At 59.0% G+C, this 5,328-nt stretch carries 5 protein-coding genes; 4 read left to right on the forward strand and 1 reads right to left on the reverse strand.

Annotation, left to right across the window (positions count from 1 at the left end; translation table 11 throughout):
• Together HKN37_03650 and HKN37_03655 are read left to right on the forward strand one after the other, a co-directional pair.
• Positions 1-957, forward strand: a 957-nt coding sequence (locus HKN37_03650) for a DUF5103 domain-containing protein (protein ID NNE45734.1), incomplete at its 5' end; no start/stop codon positions are given.
• A gap of 53 nt (positions 958-1,010) precedes the next feature.
• Positions 1,011-2,219, forward strand: coding sequence for an ATP-grasp domain-containing protein (locus HKN37_03655; GenBank protein NNE45735.1), 1,209 nt, complete (start codon positions 1,011-1,013; stop codon positions 2,217-2,219).
• Here the strand turns inward: HKN37_03655 and glgA are convergent.
• Positions 2,216-3,682 carry a glycogen synthase GlgA gene (glgA, locus tag HKN37_03660; protein ID NNE45736.1) on the reverse strand — a complete coding sequence of 489 codons (1,467 nt, stop codon included), beginning with the start codon at positions 3,680-3,682 and terminating at the stop codon, positions 2,216-2,218. The genes HKN37_03655 and glgA overlap by 4 nt on opposite strands.
• Before the next feature lie 72 nt (positions 3,683-3,754).
• Here glgA and HKN37_03665 point away from each other — a divergent pair, with 72 nt between their 5' ends.
• Positions 3,755-4,789 carry a peptidase M14 gene (locus HKN37_03665; GenBank protein NNE45737.1) on the forward strand — a complete coding sequence of 345 codons (1,035 nt, stop codon included), beginning with the start codon at positions 3,755-3,757 and terminating at the stop codon, positions 4,787-4,789.
• Between the two features lie 75 nt (positions 4,790-4,864).
• A complete protein-coding gene (locus tag HKN37_03670; GenBank protein ID NNE45738.1) occupies positions 4,865-5,275 on the forward strand; it encodes a hypothetical protein in 411 nt (136 codons plus the stop codon).
• Positions 5,276-5,328 lie beyond the last annotated feature (53 nt).

The raw sequence follows: 5,328 nt of genomic DNA on the forward strand, positions 1-5,328 counted from the left end.
CAGCGTGGCGACATCCTCGACTATCAACCGTCGCGTGGTACGGAAGTCTCGTATGTGCACTACCGCTATCGATTTCCGGCCGAGGACATCGTGTTCACCTTGAGCGGTAACTACGTTCTTCGTGTGACGGAGCAGGGTCGTGAGAACGACATCCTTTTTGAGCGTGCCTTTTTCGTGACGGAACAGGCCACGGCTGTCGACGTCGATTTTGAGACGTTCCCGGCGCCGGGGCAGGGCTTCAGATCGGTATCTCCGGTCGCTCAGTTCAGCCCTCCATCAGGATTGGAGGGGGCGGTCTTCGACTACGCCGTCTGCTTCACCCAGAACGGCCGGCTCCTTCAGCCGCGCTGTACGACCGATCCCTCACTCATGCAGCAGCCGGATCTTCAGTTCTATCTGCAACCGTCTACAGCCTTTGAACCTACGAGCGCCGACTACTACGTCGACCTGTCGGAAATCCGCGTGGGCGACAGGATCGAGCGAACGAATCGAACGGAATCACCATACGGTGTGTACCTGGAGCCCGACTACGCCAGGTTCGGAGGAACAGGCATTGCTCCGCTCCTCAACGGACAGTCGGTCGTGTCCGCGGCCGTACGGTCGGTCTCCGAGCCCGCGACCGGCGCTGAATATCTGAATGTTCAGTTCAGCTTCGTGCCGCCGAACGAACGCCGATTGCGCGGTGACATCTACGTGGTAGGCAGCTTCAACAACTGGAAGGCCTCGCCGGACAGTCGTCTTGACTTCGTCATCGGAGCCGGTAGGTACGAGGGTAATGTGCTTGTCAAGCAGGGTCAGTACGAGTACCGCTATTATGCGACGGACAGCGAGGCCAGAGAAACAATCGACCGCGGCATTCCGCGCCCCGAGAATCTGTACACAGTATTCGTTTACTACAATGACATTCGCGTCAATACCGACCGACTGCTCACGGTCGGGGGAGTCGTCCGCCCCTGACCCGGCGACGAGCATCGCAACACATGCACTTCAGATCCATCCGTGACCATCTCATGACCGAAAGCCGTCAACCCGTCATTGTCTGCCTTGCCAGCTACTTCAAGGGTGGACAATTTCTTGAGGCATGCAAGGCCGCCGGAGCCTACGTGATACTTATCACGAAAGAGAAATTCAGATATGAGCGCTGGCCGTTTGCGAGCATAGACGAGTTCCATGCCATGCCCGATCTGTCCCGAGAGCGTGACGTCACGAACGGTGTGGCTTATCTCGCCCGTCGTCAGGGCGTCGATGCGATCGTCGCTCTCGACGAGTATGATGCGATGGTGGCGGCGAATCTGCGGGAGCATTTCCGCGTCCCGGGGATCGGCCATACGCAGGCTCGCTTCTTCCGTGACAAACTCGCCATGCGTACCCGGGCGAAGAAATCCCGTATTCGGATGCCCCGATTTGTGTCGGTGCTGAATCATGCGCTCATCGGAGAGTTCCTGGCGACCGTTCCTGCACCATGGGTAATGAAGCCCCGGATGGAAGCAAGCGCCATGGGTATCCGCAAGATCGACTCAGCCGACGAGGTGTGGAGTCAGATTGAGGCACTGGGCGATCAGCAGTCGGATTTTCTGATCGAAGAGTTCGTGAGCGGAGACGTGTTCCATGTCGACAGTGTGATTACGTCCGGCAAGGTCGTGTTTGTCGCTCCCAGCCAATACCAGAATCCGCCGCTGAACATCTACCAGGGCGGGGGAGTCTTTCAGACGACGACGGTTGAGCCGTCCAGTGACCTGGCCAGCGACCTGGCGAAAGCCAACAAGAGATTGCTGAAGGCGTTCGGACTCAAGGAGGGCGTCGCGCACGCCGAGTTCATCCGGCGTAGCGAGGACGGGAAGCTGTACTTCCTGGAGGTTGCGGCTCGCGTCGGAGGTGCCGGAATAGACCAGCTGGTAGAGGCGGCGTATGGAGTCAATCTCTGGCAGGAATGGGCGCGCAACGTCGTTCTACCGCTCACAGGCTCGCCTTACAACCTGCCTGAAACCCGGGCGGATCACGCCGGGCTCGTCGTATGCCTCTCTCGAACGGAGCATCCCGACATGACACCCTTTGATGGCGAGGAGGTCTTCTGGAGAATGGAGAAGCCGCACCATGCGGGGCTCGTCCTGCGATCATCATCGCGCAAGCGGCTGGATGATTTGCTCACGTCCTACCGTGAGAGGTTCGCACAGGAGTTCCTCGCTACGCAGCCGCCGCTCGACAAGGCGTCGGACTAGAATCCGCCCTGTCGCCTTTCGATGGCCCAGCGGTATAGCTCCAGGTAGCGGTCGGCAGAAGCGTCCCACGAGAAGTCAGCAGCCATTCCACGTCGCTGTACCTCGGCCCACGCATCTTTGTCACGGAAAAGATGCAGTGCGCGCATGATGGACGTGAACAGCGCGAACGGTGTGAAGTCGACAAAAGAGAACCCGTTTCCCATTCGGTGATGCTCGTGGTAGTCCGCCACGGTGTCAGCGAGTCCGCCCGTCTTTCGGACGATCGGTATGGTCCCGTACTTCAGGCTGTACATCTGATTGAGTCCGCACGGCTCATAGCGAGACGGCATCAGGAACATGTCGGAGCCGGCCTCGATCCAGTGTGATAACTCGTCGTTGTACCCTATGTACACGCCGACATTATTGGGATGAGCCTCGGCCGCGCGTCGGAAGAACTCCTCGTAGCCGTATTCGCCGCTGCCAAGCATGACGAACTGGACGCCCTCCCGTTCGATGAGCGTGCTGACGATGGGCTGCAGCAGCTCAAACCCTTTTTGCACCGCCAGTCGCGACACGATTCCAAGCAACGGCACGTCGGGGTCGTAGGGCAATCCGAACCGTTCGAGAAGCTGACGCTTGTTCTCCGCCTTCTTCTGCAGCGTGTCGGCCGTGTACGTCTGCGGGATGAGTGCGTCCGTGGCGGGGTTCCACTCGTCTGCGTCAATGCCGTTGAGAATCCCTACGAGGTCGTAGCTGCGACTCCTCAGCACGTCCTGCATGTCCGCGCCAAGTTCCGCCGTCTGGATCTCTCGAGCGTACGTCTCGCTGACGGTACTGATCTTGTCCGAAAAATGAATGCCGGATTTCATGAAGCAGAAAGAGCCGTGAAGTTCATACGGGCCCCCGGCCTCGAAATGCTGTCCACCGATCCCCGCGAGTCCGAACACGGAAGGTGAGAAGCGTCCCTGATAGGCAATGTTGTGGATGGAGTAGATCGACGCACTGTTCTTGAAGAGGTCGTCCCAACCGTAGGTGTGGCGGGCGAGCGCAGGTATGAGCCCCGTCTGCCAGTCGTTGCAATGGAAGATGTCGGGAGACCAGTTGTACTTTTGCAGCACCTTGAATATGGCGTGCTGGAAGAAGATGAACCGTTCGCCTTCATCCGGATGATTTGTATACGTCGACGTCCGGTGGAAGTAGTGCGGACAGTCGATGAGATAGACCGCTACGTCAGTGCCGGGGAGGTGACCATACCACGTATTGAACGTGTACGCACGATTTCCGATCTCAACCGGGATGTTGGGGATGTCGGCGCAGAACGTCAGTTCATGCTTGAGTGTATCGATGGACTGGTAGAGCGGAAGGAATAGCTTGACCTCGCAGTCCAGCCGGTCGAGCGCGATCGGTAGTGCGCCGGAAACGTCGGCAAGTCCCCCTGTTTTGACGTAGGGGACGCATTCACTTGTGGCAAAGCATATTTTCATGACGAGCCCGCGACTTGACCGGGCAAGGTAGGCAAACACCGGGTTTCTCGTCAAAAACGGCTGTGACTTAAGATGCTGGACCAGATCATCCCCGATGGAGCAGTGCGATTTCGAACGCAGGACGAGGTCGAGCAACTTCTTCTGGACACCTGCCGCGGGAGCGTGGTGGTCCAAAAGGCCGAGATTCTGGGTCGAAGCGGAGAGGGCCGCAATCTGCTTGGGTTTGTCATTGGAGGAGGGGGGCGCCGCATCAGCCTGATCGCTGGAAATCACTCCGATGAGCCGGTAGGGCCTGAAACGCTTCGGCACCTTGTGATCGCGCTCGCCTCCGAGCCCGAGCGATATGGCGCCCTGCTGGAGACGTTTACGTTCTCCATCGTTCCGCACTCAAATCCTGACGGCGAGTCAAGGAATGGGCGCTGGATCGAACAATGGCCAGACCCTGAGGCCTATCTGGAGCATGCCTTCAGAGAGCTTCCGGGAAGAGACGTGGAGTTCGCGTTTCCGGACGGCCGCGTCGAGAATCGAGCCGTATCGTCACTGCTGGTCGAGCAAGGTCCGTTCGAAATGCATTGTAGTCTGCACGGAATGGGATTCTCGGATGGTGCCTTTCTCCTCATCGATCGCAGATGGGGATTCCGGACGGAGGACCTGCAACAGCGATTTCGCGAGCTGGCTGTGGCCGCGGGACTCGGGCTGCACGACCACAACCGGCAGGGAGAGAAGGGCTTTTTCTATCTGGGTCCGGGTTTCAACACAACGCCGGAAGGAGAGGCCATGCGAACGTTCTTCCTTTCACGCGGTGACGAAGAGATGGCGTCGCGCTTTCGGCAGAGTTCCATGGACTACGTACGGTCACTGGGAGGCGATCCGTTGTGCCTGGTGACCGAGATGCCGCTATTTCTGATCGGTCGGGAGCCGCCGCCGGAGCAGGACGCGTCAAGTCCCTACGTTGACTTCCGGGACCGGCTGAAAAACGCTGTGGGCGCAGGTGAACAGCGTCAGCTGCTGGATGAGTTTGAGGTCAGGCCGTTTGACCTTCGCGAGGCCATGCGAATGCAACTCAGCGTCATAGAGGCAGGGCTTGAAACGCTGCTGAAAAGCTGAACGCTTTTGGCGCGGACACGCCCGTGGATATTGCAGCTATCCCGACGGAGATCAATTGAGACTTCGTAACAGGAAATGACTTCGCTCCATAACAAGCTCTTTGCCACGGGACTAATCGGCGCCGGACTCGTCATTGTTGCCGTTGCCCTTGGCGTGCTTGAGCCTGATCCAGGATCCGTACACGCACCCTTGTGGATTCTCGCGCTTTGCGGAGTGGTCTTCGTCGGTGGCGGTGTGGCCGTGCTGGTCCCGCCCTCGAGTAGACTGCGGTCGATCGCGGCCGGGTCGCTGGTCGTGAGCATGGGGATTATTGCGGGATGGGTCGCCCTGTTCGGTGCCGGCGAACACATGTCGGGTGGCTTCTGGTTTGTGCCGCACGACACCAACGTCTGGATCGGACGCATCGTTTTCGGTCTTGCCTCACTGATGTGCTTTGCGATAGCCGCGTGGGCCCTGTTCGGGAAGCACGACGCGAAGACGGACTAGCGGGTCGCACGGTAGGATCGACCGAGATTCGATTCCCGCCGGCACCAGACACG

Source organism: Rhodothermales bacterium (genome assembly GCA_013002345.1).
Lineage (GTDB): Bacteria > Bacteroidota > Rhodothermia > Rhodothermales > JABDKH01 > JABDKH01.